Source organism: Clostridium zeae, from assembly GCF_017312485.1.
In the GTDB taxonomy this organism is placed as follows: Bacteria; Bacillota; Clostridia; order Clostridiales; family Clostridiaceae; genus Clostridium_AR; species Clostridium_AR zeae.
Map to the genome: position 1 here is coordinate 103,642 of NZ_BMBA01000004.1, position 17,553 is coordinate 121,194.

The following is a 17,553-nucleotide window of genomic DNA, read 5'->3' on the forward strand; positions in this document are numbered from 1 at the left end:
ATTAAAATTTATCCTAAATGAGTTAAAATGGGATAAGAAAAAATTATTTATTATATCTTAAATTTATTGATCTCTGATTCAAGCTTTATAGCCAATTCTTTTAACCTATTTGCTGAATTATTAAATTCAGTCATAACTGCAGTGACTTCCTCTGCGGAGGCTGAAACTTCTTCAGTACTAGCTGAATTTTCCTCAGCAAATGCTGAAATATTATACATTTTTCCAACAATCTCATCTTTATTATTAGTAGTTTCTCTAATAGATATCTGAATATCTTTAATTTCCTTCATTAAATTTTTGATTGAATCTAAGATTTGTTCAAATATTTCCTTAGTGTCATTAACTGCACCGCTTTGTTCATCTACTACTTTTTTAGCTGAATTCATAGATTTAACGGCATCCTTAGATTTATCTTTAATATCTTCTATTAATTTTTGTATCTCTCCAGTAGCCATAGTAGATTGTTCAGCCAGTTTTCTTATTTCATCTGCTACTACAGAGAATCCCCTTCCTGTATCACCCGCTCTAGCTGCCTCTATAGCTGCATTTAATGCTAGTAAATTAGTTTGTTCTGCAACTGAATTTATAGTATCTGTAATTACACTTATTTTATCGGTAGAATTTTTCATGTCATTTATAACCTTTGAGGCTTCATGAGTAGAATTATTAGCTTCTTTAGTTTTACTAGTAAGAAGCTCCATAACCTTTAATCCATTTTCACTCAGTAGATTAGTTTCTACAGATATTGCATCCATGTCATCAGTTAGTTGACTAATATTTTCAATCTGAACTGCTATTTCATTTATTTTTTCTGTTCCCTCTGAAATATCTTGAGCCTGAGAAGTAGTACCTTGTGCAATTTGATCCATTGCTACAGAAACATCATTTACAGCATTTGCAGTATCATTAGACATATTATTTATAGTTTCTGAAGTATTGGCTATTATATAAGCAGATTCTTTTATATTTTTTATAAGCTCACATACACTTTCAACCATATTATTAAAACAACTTCCTAAATCTCCAAACTCATCTTTAGTCAGTACTTCTGCCTTAGCTGATAAATCTCCTTCGGATACTTTCTTAAATAATGTTTTAAGCTTTATCAAGTGTCTCAGTATTGATTTGCTTACAAATAATGAAATACCTACCGCCACTAATGCTATTGCTATTATAACTATTAATGTAAGATTTTTAATGATGTTTGCATCATTTAGTAACTCAGATTCATCAAGTGAAGATATTAGTTTCCAATTTGTTGATATATTAGTACAAAAGCTTGCATATTTATTTTGCTCTTTATAAGAATATTGAGTAAACCCTTGTTTTTCTGACTTAACTTTATTCCAGACCTCTAATTTAGTTATACTGTCAGTTCCAATTAATGATTTATCTGGATTAGCAATCATTATACCATTGCCGTCAGTTATAGATACATACCCATTTTTGCCGATCTTAATCGAAGAAAGTTGCTCGGCTATTGTTTGTAAACTAATATCTGCTGAAACAACGCCCACTACTTGTCCGTTTAGTTCAACTGCCTTTGATACAGAAATAATAAATTGACCTGTGGCACTATCTTGATAAGGATCTGAAAATACCGCTGTATCCTTATTCTGAATAGCCTTTTGGTACCAAGGTCTACTAGTTGGATCATAACCATCTGGAAGCTTAGTTTCTGGATATAAATACATCATCTTTGAAGGAGTTGCAAAATAAAATAATTTTATATCCGAATCCCCTTCCTTGCCATTCTTTAATAAATTAATCGCAGCCTGTTCAAACTCTTGGTTTGATGAAAGCTGCTGAATATAATAATTATTAGCTAACATATTAAGAACATTTTTTTTACCTATGAAGTAATTATCTATCCCATGATTTACTTGCTGAAGATTCTGCTCAGTTGTAATCTGAAATTTGTCTGATAGTATCTTAAATGTCTTATTATACGATATAAAGCCCAATAACATAACTGGAATAATACTCACTAATAGTAGAATGATTAACAATCTCACTCTAAGACTACTAAAATTGATTTTTTTACTGTTTATATTTTTCATTTTTCCACCTCACTATTATTTTTTATTTCAAATTGCATAAGTGTTGAAAATGTTTCCTAGACTAATCTTTCACTTTAGTAAATGTCTAGCGGCGTGTTTTTAATAAAATTTGTATATGTATCTACAAATTCTTATATTCATGTTTTCTAAACGCTATAAACATTAATGATTCTTTTACTAAAGTTACTTTAGTTACATTTATTTTAATAACAATTATACTTTTAATAATACATATCTCTTCCCTTAAATTTAATGTAAAAAAACAAGATAATCACCCGAAAAATTTTAGTTTTTGCTAAACAATAGAAAACTTCCAATAATTCATTTCTTCAGAATTAATTGAAGCCATTGTTTTCAAGCTAAGTGCTTCTGGAAAGCAAAAAAAGGAAAATCCATTATAGAGGATTTTCCTTTTTTACAATATGCATTATTTCACTAAATCTATATTATTCATGTTATAGCTTATTTTAATAATTTATATCATTTCTCTTTCTTGAGCTATTATCAAGAATTAGATTTGTCTTACATACTAAAATTTCATATTTTTTACCCTTTTAACCCATTTGCTTGTCGTTCCATATTTTCAATAACAACATCATGAATATCACCTAAAGAAGCGCAATACTCAAGAACCTTCCATGGAGTATTTGTGTGGAAATGTATTTTTATAAGTTCATCATCTCCAACTGCAAGTAAGCAATCGCCTTCAATGTTTTGTGTTATATATTCATTTATTTCATCTTCTGAAAGATTTTCTCCCTCAATTAATAACTGTGTATCAAATTTGTATTCAATCATAATTGCTCTCCTTTTATACTTTACAAATTCCTGTTTATATTAAATCAAGAAACTAGTGTTTTTCTCATTATAATCCAAGCTTTTTGTAAAAGCAACATAAGCATATTACCTTATTAGATTGTTAATTATACTTTCTATTTATATTCAAGGACAGCGATCCCCATGTAATTTTCAATATTTTCATTATTCAATTCCAGTTCTGCATAGTTTTGTGACTTAAGTCCTGAATCATCTATAAACTTATCCACTTTGGCAAAAGCTAATCCCATTGGTCCTAGCGCCTTGGTTCTATAGTGCATAGGTATAATAACTGTAGGTTTCAACTGCTTTACTACTTCTACAGCACCTATAGAGTCAATTGTATACCCTCCTCCTACAGGAATAAGAAGTACATCTACATTTCCTATTTCCTCTACCTGTTTTGTATCAAGTATATGTCCGAGATCACCACAATGACAAACATTTATATCGTCCACTTTAAAATTGTATATAGTATTTCTTCCCTTTTTAGTTCCTGAAAACTTATCATGAAATGTGTCAACACCTTTTATATCTATTCCACATTCTGAAAAAACGCCTAATCCATTTATGTGTGCAAAATTCCCTTTAACTGCATCTATATTATTATGATCCCTGTGATCATGACTAGTAGTCACAATGTCAGCTTCAAGCTCTGGTAGCTTATATCCTAACATGTTTACATAAGGATCCATTAATATTTTAGTGCCTTTTTCAGAAGTTATCATAAAGCATGAATGCCCAAACCATTTAATTTTCATTATAATTCTCCAATCTTTTAATATTTATTTCACTTAAAATCAAGGTATTAACCTTGGCTTTTATCATAAAAGTTTCTAATCATAGGGGTACATATTTATATAGATGAACCACTTCATAATTAAATTTATATTTTCAAATTCTGCTCTCAGAACCCAGAGGAGTTTTAAAAATAGATTTCGGATTGAAGTGTTTCATCTTTATATAATATATCTGGTTATATTAGTTCATATTAAGTTTTCTGTACACTTTAAAATATACCCACATAGCATTAAGTAGCAATAATCCACTAGTTATAAAAAACACATAACTTATACCAAACTTTCCAGCTATTTGTCCACCTAAGACTGATCCTCCAAAAACGCCCAAATATCCAGCAGATATAGTAAATCCAAAAATTCTACCTGTAATAGAATTAGGCGTAATCTTTTTAACTAATGTATTCACAGATGGATTTAATCCCCCAAAGGTAAGTCCTAATAAAAAACGTAACCCCATTAGCTGCCAAGGATTTTTTACAAAGGCTTGCGGCACATAAATAAGTCCTGCTACTAAAAGTGCCCATAATATAACTTTATGAGCCCCTATCTTATCGGATAGCTTTCCTAATCTTGGAGCAGCAATTACATTTGCTAATCCAGAGGCTGAAAAAGCTAAGCCTGCCACTAAAGCAACATGACTAGTATCACTGCTTAATTGAGCAACATACACTGTTATAATTGGTTCAATAGTATATAATGCTAAAGTTATAATAAAAAGAGTCACAGATAAAGTAAAAGTTAGACTTTTCTCAGGCACACTATCCCATATTTCTTTTGCACTTAGTGTCTTTTTATCACTACGTACAAAATCTTCTTTTACAAATAAAAGTGTGGCTATAAATGCAATTAGTATCAAAGCTCCTGTTATAAAAAAAACTGGCTGTAATCCAAAGGTATCCCCTATTAAACCTCCTATGGTTGGCCCGATAAGTGATCCTGCTATACTAGCAGTGGAAAGCGTTCCTAAAGCATACCCCGCATTTTCCTTATCTGTCTGAGTAGCTATAAGTGTAGTGCAAGCTGTACTATACCCTGTTATTGCTCCCTGTAACAATCTTAGCCCAATAAGTACATATACATTTGGAGCAAATCCCATTAAAGATATTATCACAGCCATTCCAAGACTAGCCCTTAAAAGCATAGGCTTTCTTCCATACTTGTCTGCAGCATTCCCCCAAATAGGTGAAAAAATAGCTGAAATTATAAAGGTTATACCAAATGCAATTCCTGAAAGCTTTGCAATTGAAGAACCATCCGCAATTCCAAGATGCTTTATATACATAGGCATCACTGGTGCTATTTGACTCATTCCTATACCTGTTACAAACATACCAAACCAACAAACTATTAAATTCTTTTTCCACAGTTTCATAAGCACACCTCACTTTGAAGAATTTTGTAATTATAAAAAAGTCGCTGAAGTGACCTCTTGCAGCGGGCTTTTTTAACGATCTGCCTTTTCTGAACGTATGTGAAGAAATTCTGGCAGTAGAATAACCTTTAATGAGTTAATTACTTTCTTCTACATGCCACTTCATAATAAAACCTATATTTTAAAAATGTAAGTAATAACATGCATCTCATTATGTATTAACTTCAATACAATTATTATAAACTACAAACTAAAGTTTGTAAACTACACTTTAAAGTTTATAAACTTCTCTTTATAGTTTACAACTACATTTTATAATGATAAACTATCTTTAGAATGTATAAGGAGTGATATCAAATGCAAAAACGAAATTTAACCAAAGAAAAAATAATTCAGGTCGCTTTCTCATTGGCTGATGAAATAGGTCTTAACCAAGTTACTTTTCAAAAAATAGCCGAAAAGCTAGATATTAAATATCAATCTTTATATAACCATTTTGATAATATGGATGATCTTAAATCCAAAATGACAGTATACCTTTTTGGTGAATTAAATTCTAAATTAATGAATAAATTAATTGGAAAAAGCTCTGAGGTGGCTATTAGAGAGTTTGCTTTTGTATATAAGGATTTTGCTTTTGAGAACAGAACTGCTTATGAACTTTTTATTACTATTCCTAGTATAGCTAATGAAGAGGCATACAGTTTGGCTAAAGAAACAAACAACATCATTCGCCAAGTTTTACATGCTTATACAAATGACGAAACACAGGTTGTACATAAAAGCAGAGAACTAAGAAGTATTTTGCACGGTTTTGTTTCCATGGTCTTTCTTGGATACTTCCATGGCGATGCAAATCTAGACGATAGCTTTGATTTGATGATAGATGATTTTATATTATCTCTTTCAAGATAATATTCATAAATAGTTGGATACTAAGTTCAAAACTCCTTTTGCTTACATAAAAATCCTATGTCCTTAGTGTTACTTTTTAAAACTTCACTAATGGAATAGGATTTTAACCTTGTTATATCATATAGTGCTCTTTAACAACTCCTTTTATCGCTTTTACCCCTTCTTCAAACTCATTTTTCCCTCCCTGTGCAGGGTGCCTTACTTTGATACAGCTAATCCCAAGTTTATTGAGACTTTCTTCTGCCTTGTTACCCATAGCAACTACTTTATCTATATTAAACATTTCAATAATTTTGATAAGAGGCTTCTCACCTATTTGCAATTCTTTTTTTATGGGAGTTCTATTACTTTCCTCATTACCTTCTTTATAAGGATGGAAAGGAAAAGCATTCCACGCTAACATAGTTAGATCATTTTTTGCAAGAGTACTCCATATTATTGTTGCCGTTGCTTCTTTAAGTAATTTATCCTTTTCTGATACTAACCTATATCCTTTTTCCTTTCCAAATAAATCAAGTCCCTTTATATTATTCATAAGTAAATGTTCACTAGTAAAAGGAACTCCTGTAAGACGGCTACCTCTGTACCCTACTGCTTCTCCTACAAGTATTATTTCAGGTTTTATTTTGTTCATCTGTTGCAAATATATTAATAGGTTATCTCTCCTTATAGAGCTTTCTTTAAAATCATATGAATATTGATTATATACATTGGGTGTAATTTCAGTGTTTGCTAACTCTTCAACAAATGCCCTCAATTTATCTATCATTTCTTCAATCCTTCTTTTTATTAAAAATACTATATATCATTTATAGTATTTCTTATTGTAAAGTATTTACGTATACTTTTTTCACATTTTTCTTTACAGAGAGTTCCAAACACAATCTTATACTTTTTTAGTTAGAAATAAAAAATCTTTAGTTGTTGCTTCAAGCATATAAAATTAGATAGAATATATAGTATCTAAATGGAAATAAGGAGCGATACAACTATGATAGATCTACATATACACACTACAACTTCCGATGGCTCTGATGAAGCTAAAGAAATTCTTATCAAGGCCGAGCAATTAGGATTAAAATACATATCTATTACTGATCATGATTCAATAGGAGCTTATAAAAAACTTAAAGATATTAATATACATAACTACTATAAGGGTGTGCTTATCCCTGGCTGTGAATTTTCCGCTGTACATAATGGGAAACCAATAGAAATATTAGGCTATGGCATAGATTTAGATGTAATAAATTCTATTGGAATTGTCTCAGACGATAAATTTTACGAAAGGGAAAATACTTACCTAAAAAAATTGATGGAGGTATGCCGAAATCTTAACCTTAAATATACAGATAATTTATCAATTAAAGGGAAATATTTTGCAACTCAAATAATGCACGCAGATCTAAAGAAATATGCTGAAAATGAAAAACATGTTGATAAAGCTGTATGGGAAAGTCTAAATTCATTTTACAGAACTTGTGTAAACAATCCGGATAGTCCATTTTTTCTAGACCAAATGAAAGATTACGTCACTGTCCCAGAAGCTGCAGCTCTCATAAAAAAGGCTGGTGGAAAATCTTTTCTCGCTCATCTTTACGGGTATTTTGTAGAAGATCATGAGGCCTTTCTAAATTCGATAGTGTCGTTAAATGTTCTTGATGGTATAGAGTGCTATCATTCACTTCATTCAATGGAAAAAACAAAAGCTCTGCTTAACTATTGTGAAAAAAACAATATATATTCCTCGGGTGGAAGTGACTATCATGGAGCACTGAAACCTAATGTTAAGCTTGGAGAAAGCATAACAGGTATAAAAATTCCTTATGATATCTTGAAACCTTGGCTTCCAAGTAATGTATTTTAGAAAAATTAGAATTGTCTATGGAACATTTCCATTTAATATGCAAAAAGTGCTTTTCCAATTTATTTATTATTTTTTATAAGCTTACTAATATAATCTTTACTATGATTTTCTTAGGAAAAGTGGCACTTATCATCTACAAAGAATATTATAAACTAAAGTAATTATACTAAGAGGAAACCGTGGATTTTAATGGATGGGGCAACTTCGAAGATTTTGTAAGAGCTTGTGGCTATACTTCTTCCAACAATATTTTAATTAAACTCTTTTTAAAGATGTATCAAAGGGCTTACCGCAATAGGGTAAGCCCTTTATATTAAGTATTACTTTATTCTTGTATATTTTATTATAATCAACTTAATCTTATTATAGAAATCTAATCATTTTAAAGTTTTAAACTCATACCCTTTATTCTTCAAATCTGTAATTATGTCTTGAAGCGCATCTGCAGTACTTTCCTTACCATATGTATCATGCATTAATAACACAACTTTATCTTGTACCGTAAAAGTTTGATGATATCGCGCTAAAAGCTGCTCTTTTGTTTTATTGCCTCCTTCAGCATCGCCTATTAATGCATTCCAATCTATAAATTTATAACTTTTCTCCTCAAGTATTTTATCTAAGCCTTCTGTTCCTTTCCAGGAAGCATGTCCACCAGGAAATCGAATTACTCTTGTACTAAAGTTTTCTCCTATTACACTCTTTAAAAGATTATTAGTCTTTTCTACTTCTTCCATATAGGTGGTTATGTCTGCAGTGCCGTGAGGATAAAGCTTGGAATAATTATGAGAATATGTATGGTTTGCTATAGCATGTCCTTGATTATAGGTATCTAAAAGTATATTTTTTGCTTTAGAGCTTTCTTCTAACTGTTTACCTACAATAAAAAAGGTGGCTTTTACATTATTATCTTTTAAAATCTTAAGAATCTTAGGAGTTACAGTTGTTGAAGGTCCATCATCAAAGGTTAAAAATGCTATCTTTTTTCCATCCTGTATTTTAGTATTTTTCACTAGTAAATCTTGAACTTTTCCGGCATCAAAACCGTCATTACCTATATTTATTTTATTACTAGATTCTACTTTGTTAATTTCATTGCTTGTATTTTTATTTGAGTCATCACTTAGTTGCTTCTTTGAATTTATATTGTCCATTTTTACCTTGGATCCTACTTGTACCTTTTCTATCTTAGGAACATCTTTTGGCATGTTTTTATATGCAATAAGTAAACCTACGGTTATTATTATACTAAGATATACTATACTTCTCATTACTCTAATAATTCTTCTTCGTTTTTTACTTTTCTTCTTCCTCATGTTAAACACCTCTATTTTTTTATCAAATTACTAAATAGCTTTGAAACTTTAACCTTTTTCCATGTTTAAGACTATATATGGATGTACCTCTTCATAATAAAATTTATATTTTCAAAATCTCCTTTCTGAACCAAGAGGAGATTTTGAAATAGTTTTCGGATTGAAGTGGTTATAAAGGAGGATCTATATGAATATGTTCATTAAAGCCTCCAATTACCAACCATCTAATTTCAATACCTTGCTAGCAAAGGCTTATTAATATCCCAACCTTCTATCTATTATTGAGCCATCAATTGCATTTATGGTTAAAAAACTTTTAAAGCTATGATCATTGCTATCCACCCACCGTTGTAAGATTGCATCTTGTTCTAAGTTAGTGTCTTTCTTCGAAGGATTGCCAAAGAAGTCCCACACAGGTATCATCATATATTCATCTTTTTTATCCTTTACTTGAACTCTCATTAATCCCAAAGTTATTCGATCTATGTTATAACTATTACTCTCTGAAGCTTTGTCATTATTTGCATAATGAATAAAGAACTGCTTCTTAAAAATATCCAGTATTTGATCAAAAGGAAGTATTTTTGTATTAGTTGCTAAAGTAGTTGAAAGCTTCATAGGAGATCTCCAATTAAACTGAAGGATTCCTGAATCGTCTATAAGCATAAATATTTGTTCATAAGGATATGCTTCTTCATATTCTCCATCTTTAGGTTTCTCATTAGTAAAGTCCATCGTAGTCTGTATCCCGTATACATTTCTAGTAAAATACAAAGCATAAGCTTGATTGGTTTTATTAGGATCATCTTTTTCTGTAAGAGGTATTGAAGTAGCTAATTGAATTGCTGAGAGCTTCATATCAGATACCCCTAGTTCCTCCAAGGTTTTACTTGCTAGTGCTTTTGCAGCCTCAAATGAAGTATTCATTCCTCTAGCTGCCCCTGTATATTTAGAATATGTGTATACACTAGTTATATCGTGATTGTTGAATCTTATCATACTATCTTTTAAGGAAGCTGAAGAATTAATAAAAAGATCTGCATCATAATCAGCTCCAAGATTTGAAACCACATATAAGGATTTACCATGAAAGCCTTTATAAACTTGTCCATTATTCCCAGTTAAGTCACTTTCATTTACATCTTCTAGCTTACTTTTTGCTGGTTGCTTTGTTACTGTTTCTGGAGCGCTATTAATAACTTCTTTCCACTGTTCTTCAGTACCTCTTTTTACACCAACTTGATTATCTTTATTATTTAACATTCCTTGTCTATTCAGCGCCTGCGAAAGAATCATCATTTTCTGTATATCTTTTTTAGTTTTCTCACCAGTAGGTTCATACAATTGCTTTCCCTTCATCAGTATTTTCAAAACTTTGTCCACTGTATCCTGTCCAAATCCTTGAGGAATAACTTTTGCTGTTGGTATGCTCGATATACTAGGCAACTCCAATTTAGCGTCAATATTGACTGTTATTTTTCCAGCAACTATCGTATCTTTTACAGTTTCACCTAATTTTCCATTAGTATTTGTACCTTCTCCATCATTTAATATTTTTTTATTCAACCCCTGCTCTTTTCCTATAACTGGAGGTGTCTTAGGTGCACTCTTGCAGGATATTAATAATCCTGTACTAACCATCAAAATGCCTAGAATATATAAATATCTCATTGACATTTTAGCTCTAAATATTAAATTTGCATTCGTTCGTCGCTTATCAAATTTTTCTTTCATTTAAACCCTCCTTGTATAATAATTAATAAACAAAATAAACCCTTCACACAAAGTGTAAAGGGTTCTTGCATACTTTAAGTACATATTTTGTATCATAGTTGTAAATTCAATTATTATAAATAAACAGATTATTTACTTATTTCAATTGGTGCCGCTGATGTAACTTCACTTTTAACATCCAAATTCATTTTTAGGAAAGTCAAATCCTTTTCCTGTCCAAAAATCAATTTAATAATTATTGGCGAATCCTTACCTCCCCAAATCGCAGTTTGTGAACCTTTCTGAGAATTAAAAGAAAGCACTCCTCCTTTGAAATTCATAACATCTCCGATACTTTGAAGTATTCTTTCTAAATCAACGTTATCTACTTTATTTTCAAAAATAATACTCATTGATAAAATCACACCTGTTTTAGCATCTAAAAGCATTTCAATACCTTGTCTGGTTGAATTCTTATCAGTCTTTCCATTAAAATTAATATTCCAATATTGAAATTCAACTTTACCGTTATTTAAGTTTTTACCTTCTATAGTCCTTAATTCTCCATTTACACTATAAGCATCCGGAAATTCATTTAAATTCAAAGTAGGATTTTTAGATAAAATCATTGATATCTTATTAATACAAAGTGCTACGGCCTCTCTCATAGACATACTATCGCTAGATATTTCTCTTGCTAAGCTATTATTTGCTGAGTATTTTTTTAAAGTGTTGACTTTTTCAGCCACTTCTCTATCAAATTCCGTGGTTCGATTTTGCGCTGCATTTGTTGAATTAGGTTGATTTGTACTCCCAGAAGCTGTATACAAATTATTACTTGACATTTGCTTACTGTTATCAACTATGTGAGAATTTCCAAGTAAGCTTTTTTCTTCTTTTTTAAGCAGTTTATCTGGGAACAACACAGTAAAAGCCACTGTAAGACCTGTCAATAAAGTAATTAAGCTATACTTTACCTTTTTGTTCATCTCTATCTCCTCCTTTGCTATATGAGTAAGGTAAAGTTATACTTACCTTAGTACCAATCCCTACTTCGCTATTAATCTGTAGCTCAGAATCATGCAGTGCTGCAATCCTGCTTGCTATAGCTAGCCCTAATCCTGTGCCATTCTTTGCTCTAGCTCGAGATTTATCTACCATATAAAAAGCTTCTGTAATTTTGCCTAGTTCACTTTTGGGTATACCTTCTCCTTTATCTGTTACAGTGATTATATATCCCTCCTCAGCACTGATTCCCAATAATTCCACAACACCGTCTTCATAGGAGGCTTTTCTGGCATTATCAACTATATTGACTAAAAGAGTTTTTATAAGATCAGGTTCTACAAAAACTACTCCTTTTTGTATAGAAAGCTTTAGATTCACATTCTCCTCACTAAAAGACGGAGTAACAACTCGCTTCACATATTCTAAGAGTTCATCTGCATTAATTGGAGTAAAAGAAAATTTATTCTGTTCCATAACAACTAAGTCAAGCATCTTAAGTGATAGAGCTTCAAGTCGATTTGCTTCATTGTAGATATAATTAGCTGCTTTAAATGTAGTGTCTGGATCCATTAATCTAGACCTCAGCATATCAGCATATCCTATAATAGACGTCATTGGTGTCTTCAGCTCATGGGTAAAATTAGCTATAAACTCATCCTTTACATTAGCTGCCACTTCAAGTTCATTAATTTTATCTTCTATAGAATCAGCCATTCTGTTGAAGCTTTGCGCCAATTCACCTATTTCATCTGAAGACTTAATATCAACTCTTTGCTTATATTCTCCTGATGCAATTCTGCTACTAATTAGAGTTAATTTTCTTACTGGACGAGTTAGTAACCAGGATAACCCAAAGACCACCATAGCACTAACCATTATAATTATACTGTCATATACCATAAATAATCGTATCTGCTCATTTTTTTGAACAAATACCTCACTGATATCTCTGGAATATCTAAAATAGACGCTAATTGAGTTATATGTAAACATTCCAGTTATATACAAATTATATATATTATCCTTTTTCTCTATATGATAAACTAAATTTTTATCTTTATCAGTACTGTCCTTTTCAGGTATTTTACTCCCCTCTTCAGGATATACTTGCTGACCTGAACTGTCGTAAACAGTAATATCTCTATCGCTTTGTTTACTTTGCTTAATGCTTCCAGAAACTTTTTCAACAGCCATTTTCAAGACTTCTTTAGTAATTTCTTTTCCATTTAATTCTTCATTAATAAGTTCTGATTCCAGCATATATTGTAATGAAGTATACTCATCAAGCGACCTATTGATTTCTCGATCTTTTGCAGCAAGAAAACTAGAGGAAACAAGCAAATAACCTCCTGCTGCAAAGGAAATTGCTACCACTAGCAAGGTACAGATAAAAATTTTAAGTGAAAATCTCATTAATTATACCTCCAATCTGTACCCAACCTTATATACTGTTTTAATTTTTTCCTCCCAGCCAAGCTTTTTACGTAGCCTTTGAATATGAAGATCTAAAGTTCTTGTCTCACCCATAAAGCTCGTTCCCCAGATTCGTTCAAATAAAGTTTCTCTAAAAAGAGCTATATTCTTATTTTGTACAAGCATGACTAGCAATTCGTATTCTTTAAGGGTTAAATCAACTTGTTTTCTATTTTTCAACACCAACCTAGATTCAGTATTAATTTCTAAATCCTCTACAGAAAGCAACTTTTGTCCCATATTGTATCTGCGCATTACAGCCTCAATTCTTGCCGTTAATTCACTGATTGCAAAAGGTTTTACTATATAATCATCTGCCCCTAGCTTTAACCCTTTCACTTTATCATTTACAGAACCTTTAGCCGTAACAAAAATTACTGGAATATCTAAGGGCTTTATATATTCTAAAAGCTCATAACCATTTATATTAGGTAACATTATGTCTAAAAGTATAAGTTCAAAATTTTCCTGTTCTAAAAGGTTAGCTGCAACTAATCCATCATATACACAGCTACAAGAAAATCCTAAAGAACTTAAATTCATTCTTATTAAATCATTTATTGCTATATCATCTTCAGCAATCAACACTCTCATTAGTTTTCCCCCTGTTATATTTAATATCTAGGAAAATTGCACAATTAAAAATATCTCTTTCAAATTACTAAGTATAGCCATTTAATTTGATCTAAGATTCTATATATAGTAGTTATGATTACAAAAACGTTAAATATGCAATTTATTCTATAGATAAACTCCTTTGTATTAATAATACCTCATAAATGTAACATAGTTGTATATTAAATAATTCCAGATCATTTTCAGTGATTGCAACCACAAGCCTTAAACTCACAAAAGCACCTATATAAATAAATCGTGAAAAAATACAACTTTGATACAACTTCTATACAAAAATGCATCACCAGATAAATAACATAAATACATGTGATTTGAAAAGGAGGTTTATAAATGATTTATATAATTCGCTCAGACATACGCCGTGCTGTATTTTCAAAGGGTTTCCTTGTTGGCGTCTTAGGATTATTACTAGTAATAGCTCTTTCTTCTGTTAAAGATACGGTTACAATATTGTCTAATGGTGGTAGTATACCTGATGGCTATCACTTACAAATAATTTTGACAGCCCTAAATTCAGATTCTGTTACACTAGCTGTACCAATACTTTGTTCATTTTCCTTCACTACTGCATTTGTTGATGATATTAAAAGTGGTTTTATAAAGCAATATCTCCCTCGCAGTGGGATGAACCCATATGTTTTTAGTAAGCTTATTGCATGCTTTCTTTCTGGTGGACTTACGTTATCCATCGGAATGCTTTTGTCCTATACTGTTTCTATCGCTGTATTCTTACCTATGGAACCAGTAATTAAAATAGGCAATATTTCAGAAGCTCTTTTGATTATTTTCATTCAGAAAGTAGGAATATTCTTTTTTTCAGGTGCCTTATGGGCATTAATCGGTTTTACCTTGGCAAGCGCTGCCCTTAATCGATATCTAGCTTATTCATCATCCTTCATTATCTACTATCTTCTTATAATAATTTATGAGAGATATTTTGATAAGCTTTATTTTCTATACCCAAAAGAATGGTTAAATCCATCTCATCCTTGGTTATTCGGTAGTTTAGGACTTATTCTTTTTTTGAGTGCATTAATTTTAGTAGTTAGTTTTATATTTATTATCATCGCAAGGAGGAGATTAAAGCATGATTAAATTAAGAGAGCTTTGGATGGTTGCTACTTATAATTTCCGTGGATGGCATAAGAATCCTCGTATTATTATTACTTTTGCTCTATCCTTTATCCTCTGCTTTTTACTTTCAAATAAAGTTGTAATGTTTGCTCATACATATGGAACTACTACTCAGCTAGTTGAAGCTTTTATTTGGACCTTCGGTGACAGTAATTCAATTTTACTTTCATCACTGCTCCTACTGCTGCTTTTTGCAGATATGCCCTTTCTCGATCCAGGAGTTCCCTTCTACCTTATGCGCATTAATAGAAAAACTTGGCTAAACGGGCAAGTTCTATATGTAATACTTGCAACAAGCAGTTATATAATTTTTATTCTTTTAGCCACTATAGTGCTTTGTATGAATAACTCCTTTATTAAAAATATCTGGAGTGAAACAGCTGCTATTCTCGGATATTCTGATGCTGGAAAAGCGATAGCCATCCCTGCTTTCGTAAATACCTTAGAGATGACTACTCCATACAAATGTATGATAACTATATTTCTATTGATGCTTCTATACTCGCTCCTTATGGTATTTATAATGTTATTGCTAAATATTCTTAAAGGACAATTTTACGGTGTTGCTGGCGTATTCATTTTCAGCTTGTACGGTTTTCTATTAAACCCGCAGCTTATTAAAGCATTATTTAACCTGCCTGATGAACTAATGTATAAGGCCAACGTCGCTGTTGGTTGGCTATCACCACTAAACCAAGCGACCTATCACATGCATAATTTTGGATATGATCTGCTTCCACGGTTGTGGCAAAGCTTTACAATATTTTTTGTTTTGATTGTAGTCTGCTATATCTTAACCTTATTGGCTATCAAAAAATATAATTTTAATTTCACTGGAACGGAGGAATAAATAAATGAACATAGTAATTCATATTGAAAACGTATATAAGGACTTTGGAGAGGAGCATATTCTTCATGATATATGCCATGATTTTGAAGAAGGGAAGATTCATGGTATCGTAGGAAATAATGGTAGTGGTAAAACAGTTCTTATGAAATGCATATGCGGTTTTCTGCTACCAAATAAAGGGAAAGTGTTAGTTCACGGCAAACAGGTTGGAAAGGAGGTTGACTTTCCTGAGGATTTAGGGCTAATCATAGAAACTCCAGGTTTCTTGCCAACACTGTCTGGAATAAAAAATCTAAAAATATTGGCATCACTGAGAAAAAAAATAACTGACGAAACCATAACAGATATATTAGAGTTGGTTGGATTGAATCCTAATATGAAAAAACCAGTTAGTAAATATTCTCTCGGTATGCGCCAAAGACTTGGAATAGCTCAAGCCATTATGGAAAATCCACGTTTATTAATCTTAGATGAACCCTTCAATGGCTTAGATAAGCAAGGTGTTGCAGATATGCGCTCCCTAATCTTGGACTTAAAAGCAGATGGTAAAACAATCATACTTGCTAGTCATAACTCACAAGATATAGATGTACTTTGTGATACTGTATGTGAGATGGATTCTGGAGTTTTCACTGTCATACGATGATAAGAATTACATACTTTTTGGTATTTTTATGTTCTGTTTTGTTTATTGCCATGAAATTACAGCGACAGAAAAAAATGAGCTAGTAACCAAGGCAGCCTAAAAAGCTATGTTAAATCCTTGAAATAACAAGGTTTTGCCACCTTGAAAATTTTATATTTTCTTATTAAAAAAGGACTTACTACGCTAAAGTAAGCCCTTTTATGTCTCTAATGTATTTTCAGTCTAAACTTGTACATCTCTATATATAAATTATTTCAACTCCTGAAAAACTAATGTCACCAACTAAAGTTAAAGTATTTGTTATCACCTTATCACTTTTATTTTTTTCATCAACAGCTCCAAATAATCCATTAGTTTTATCAACTACATTCCACGTTTTAGGGACATATAATTCAACTCCTGAAAAAGAAGCATTAATCCTAACTATAGCATTATCATTACGCATAACTGCATTGTCAAAATACACCTTCAGAGCTCCAAAAGAACAATTAAAATCTGCTTGCTCAAAATCATCTGAATTTATATATTTTGTAGTAGCATTAAATGAATTTCTAAATATAATATGACTTTCATCTTCTATATCAATTTTGTCAAACTTGTAGTCTTCATCACTACCCTTGATGGTATGAATCCATTTGCTATGATTATGATTATGAAAAATCATAGAAAGACCAATGCTGCCAAATAGTGCTGCAATAAGCACAGTCCATGGAGTAATACTTGTAATCCCAAGTTGTTTATCATATATTATGCAAAGAAATGCTACTGGGAATAAAACACCTGGAAAATTCATATGAAATAAACTTTTTACAATTACTACCACAAAGAAAACTGTTAATAATAAACTAAATATATTTATATCAGGAAACAATCCAAGCTTACTTATAACTAAGAAAACTCCGCCCAATATAAATGCCAAGCCCCAAAAAACCCTTTCTTTTCTCATC

Annotated in this window: 16 protein-coding genes; 5 read left to right on the forward strand and 11 right to left on the reverse strand. The window is 31.4% G+C overall.

The features are described from left to right. Positions 1-50: 50 nt before the first annotated feature. The 4 genes from J3477_RS17665 to J3477_RS17680 all read right to left on the reverse strand — a co-directional run bounded on the left by J3477_RS17665 (position 51) and on the right by J3477_RS17680 (position 5,048). Complete coding sequence (locus tag J3477_RS17665; RefSeq protein ID WP_206871263.1) at positions 51-2,060, reverse strand: methyl-accepting chemotaxis protein; 2,010 nt, start codon at positions 2,058-2,060, stop codon at positions 51-53. A 546-nt stretch (positions 2,061-2,606) separates the two neighbouring features. Beyond that, positions 2,607-2,858: a fatty acid kinase subunit FakA-related protein gene (locus tag J3477_RS17670; RefSeq protein ID WP_183277069.1), complete on the reverse strand. Its 252-nt coding sequence runs from the start codon at positions 2,856-2,858 to the stop codon at positions 2,607-2,609. Between the two features lie 134 nt (positions 2,859-2,992). After that, positions 2,993-3,637 carry an MBL fold metallo-hydrolase gene (locus J3477_RS17675; RefSeq protein ID WP_206871264.1) on the reverse strand — a complete coding sequence of 215 codons (645 nt, stop codon included), beginning with the start codon at positions 3,635-3,637 and terminating at the stop codon, positions 2,993-2,995. Positions 3,638-3,857: 220 nt separating this feature from the next. Next, on the reverse strand, positions 3,858-5,048 hold the full coding sequence (locus tag J3477_RS17680; RefSeq protein WP_206871265.1) for a multidrug efflux MFS transporter: 1,191 nt from the start codon (positions 5,046-5,048) through the stop codon (positions 3,858-3,860). A gap of 357 nt (positions 5,049-5,405) precedes the next feature. Between J3477_RS17680 and J3477_RS17685 the strand changes: the two genes are divergently transcribed. Then, a complete protein-coding gene (locus tag J3477_RS17685; RefSeq protein WP_206871266.1) occupies positions 5,406-5,963 on the forward strand; it encodes a TetR/AcrR family transcriptional regulator in 558 nt (185 codons plus the stop codon). Positions 5,964-6,075: 112 nt separating this feature from the next. Here J3477_RS17685 and J3477_RS17690 read toward each other — a convergent pair whose 3' ends face one another. Further along, positions 6,076-6,732 (reverse strand): uracil-DNA glycosylase, encoded by a 657-nt coding sequence (locus J3477_RS17690; protein WP_206871267.1) that lies wholly within the window; start codon positions 6,730-6,732, stop codon positions 6,076-6,078. 222 nt (positions 6,733-6,954) lie between these two features. On the opposite strand from J3477_RS17690, the gene J3477_RS17695 reads away from it, so the two are divergent. Next, a complete protein-coding gene (locus J3477_RS17695) occupies positions 6,955-7,830 on the forward strand; it encodes a PHP domain-containing protein (protein ID WP_206871268.1) in 876 nt (291 codons plus the stop codon). Positions 7,831-8,207: 377 nt separating this feature from the next. Here J3477_RS17695 and J3477_RS17700 read toward each other — a convergent pair whose 3' ends face one another. The 5 genes from J3477_RS17700 to J3477_RS17720 form a co-directional block, all read right to left on the reverse strand. Then, complete coding sequence (locus J3477_RS17700) at positions 8,208-9,146, reverse strand: polysaccharide deacetylase family protein (protein WP_206871269.1); 939 nt, start codon at positions 9,144-9,146, stop codon at positions 8,208-8,210. A 255-nt stretch (positions 9,147-9,401) separates the two neighbouring features. After that, on the reverse strand, positions 9,402-10,880 hold the full coding sequence (locus tag J3477_RS17705; protein ID WP_206871270.1) for a DUF6034 family protein: 1,479 nt from the start codon (positions 10,878-10,880) through the stop codon (positions 9,402-9,404). Between the two features lie 128 nt (positions 10,881-11,008). Then, positions 11,009-11,848, reverse strand: coding sequence for a hypothetical protein (locus J3477_RS17710; protein WP_206871271.1), 840 nt, complete (start codon positions 11,846-11,848; stop codon positions 11,009-11,011). Then, a complete protein-coding gene (locus J3477_RS17715; protein ID WP_206871272.1) occupies positions 11,826-13,280 on the reverse strand; it encodes a sensor histidine kinase in 1,455 nt (484 codons plus the stop codon). The genes J3477_RS17710 and J3477_RS17715 overlap by 23 nt, the downstream gene beginning before the upstream one ends. Before the next feature lie 3 nt (positions 13,281-13,283). Continuing rightward, complete coding sequence (locus J3477_RS17720; protein ID WP_206871273.1) at positions 13,284-13,934, reverse strand: response regulator transcription factor; 651 nt, start codon at positions 13,932-13,934, stop codon at positions 13,284-13,286. A 372-nt stretch (positions 13,935-14,306) separates the two neighbouring features. Between J3477_RS17720 and J3477_RS17725 the strand changes: the two genes are divergently transcribed. Genes J3477_RS17725 through J3477_RS17735 form a run of 3 tightly spaced genes read left to right on the forward strand, consistent with a single transcriptional unit; the run spans position 14,307 to position 16,606 of the window. Further along, positions 14,307-15,071, forward strand: a complete 765-nt coding sequence (locus J3477_RS17725) for a hypothetical protein (protein ID WP_206871274.1) — start codon at positions 14,307-14,309, stop codon at positions 15,069-15,071. Next, positions 15,064-15,960 (forward strand): hypothetical protein, encoded by an 897-nt coding sequence (locus J3477_RS17730; RefSeq protein WP_206871275.1) that lies wholly within the window; start codon positions 15,064-15,066, stop codon positions 15,958-15,960. Before J3477_RS17725 ends, J3477_RS17730 begins: the two co-directional genes overlap by 8 nt. Positions 15,961-15,964: 4 nt before the next feature. Beyond that, positions 15,965-16,606 carry an ABC transporter ATP-binding protein gene (locus J3477_RS17735; protein ID WP_206871276.1) on the forward strand — a complete coding sequence of 214 codons (642 nt, stop codon included), beginning with the start codon at positions 15,965-15,967 and terminating at the stop codon, positions 16,604-16,606. A gap of 238 nt (positions 16,607-16,844) precedes the next feature. Here the strand turns inward: J3477_RS17735 and J3477_RS17740 are convergent, their stop codons facing one another. After that, complete coding sequence (locus tag J3477_RS17740) at positions 16,845-17,552, reverse strand: LiaF transmembrane domain-containing protein (RefSeq protein WP_206871277.1); 708 nt, start codon at positions 17,550-17,552, stop codon at positions 16,845-16,847. Position 17,553: the final 1 nt, after the last annotated feature.